Raw genomic sequence first — 1455 nt, 5'->3', positions numbered from 1 at the left:
CGCCGAGGCCGGGGACCTGGTGGTGGTGTCCATCCCGCTGAGCGCCTACGAGAAGATCCCGGCCCAGCCGCTGGCGGGCAAGATCGTGATCGACACGCTGAACTATTACCCGGTGCGCGACGGCCGCATCGCCGAGCTGGACGCGAACGAGCTGACGAGCAGCGAGCTGGTGCAGCGCCACCTGGCCGACTCCCGTGTGGTCAAGGCGGCCAGCAACATCGTCGTCAGCCAGCTGTTCAGCCTGGCCCGCCCCTCGGGTGCGCCGGACCGCAGTGCCATGCCGATCGCCGGTGACGATGCCGCCGCCAAGGCGGAGGTCGTGGAGTTGCTCGACCTCCTCGGCTACGACGCGGTGGACATCGGCACGCTCGCCGACAGCTGGCGCAGCGAACCGGGCACGCCCGTCTACTGCAAGCCCTACTTCGGGGAAGTGCCCAAGGATGTGAGCTTGGACAAGACGATGGAATGGATCTTCCAGGCCCCGGGCGTTCCGGTACCTGCCGACCGCGTGAGGGAACGGACCGCCACGGTTGTCCGGCCCGCGGGCGGCAGCTTCTCGGTCGACGCCTGGAGGTGAGTGGAGAGCATCGCGGAAGAGGTGGAACAGGAACTCCTGACCGGGTCCGGACACCGACCCACCGCGGTGGTTCCGGCCACCAGCGGGGAGACACGCCCATGCGGCTGCCACCCCGGCTGCTGCGGCTCCTGCGGCTCCTGCGGCTGAGCCGACACCTGCACGAGGCAGAGAGACCCCGGCCGTCACATGGCCGGGGTCCTCTGCTGTCCAAGATCATGGTTTAACTGGCATCACCGTCCGCCTGGCCGTGCCCCTCACCGACGCCTGGGACGACTACCGGTAGGAGCGGGCTGTGCATGTCCTGCTGGCTGCGCGAGAGCGAGCCGGGCATCCGGCTCTGTGGGGGCGACGGCTGCCGGATTTCGGGCCGCAGGGCTGAAGCCCCGCCGTGGTACGAAGAGGCCGGGTCACACGGCTTTGGGCGTCGCGGTCGCCCACCCCGCCGCCCGTTTCGCGGCGTCCCCCGTTGTGCGGATCTGCCCGGGCGCCGGTCAGGGAGACCAGTTGTCCCGCCAGGCGGGATGCAGCTTGAAGGGCAGCGCGAACGCCTTCATGATCTGGAACGCGAGGATCGAGTACAGGGCCAGCACAGGCCCTTCTCCGGCCAAGAAGTGCGGGCTCCCCTCACAGTTCCTGCCCAGCGAGGAACTCGATCAGCAGCTCCGGCGCTGCCTCAACGACGACAGCCTCTCCAGAGAGCCTTGGATCATCGGTGCCCTGACCAGCCTCTACGTGTTGCCCACCACACGCATAGTAGGGCTTGGTCAGGTCGGTTGAGGTGGTGCGTGTCCTTCCGGCCCGGTGTGGCGTTGAGTGTGTGTGACTCCGGACGAGATTGCTGTGGTGCGTGGTGAGTTGGAGGCGTTCGCGGCGGAGGT

At 68.3% G+C, this 1455-nt stretch carries 2 protein-coding genes; one reads left to right on the top strand and one right to left on the bottom strand.

The window, feature by feature from the left end:
• The coding region (locus ACTWQR_RS55655; protein ID WP_443235002.1) for an NADPH-dependent F420 reductase at nt 1–577 on the top strand (577 nt) is incomplete at its 5' end.
• Between the two features lie 624 nt (nt 578–1201).
• On the opposite strand, the gene ACTWQR_RS55650 is transcribed toward ACTWQR_RS55655, so the two are convergent.
• Nucleotides 1202–1455, bottom strand: a 254-nt coding sequence (locus tag ACTWQR_RS55650) for a hypothetical protein (RefSeq protein WP_443235001.1), incomplete at its 5' end; no start/stop codon positions are given.

This window comes from Streptomyces sp. 2A115, from assembly GCF_052245575.1.
In the GTDB taxonomy this organism is placed as follows: Bacteria; Actinomycetota; Actinomycetes; order Streptomycetales; family Streptomycetaceae; genus Streptomyces.
The sequence above is the reverse complement of the archived record's forward strand: the minus strand, read 5'-3'. Positions and strand labels throughout refer to the sequence as shown.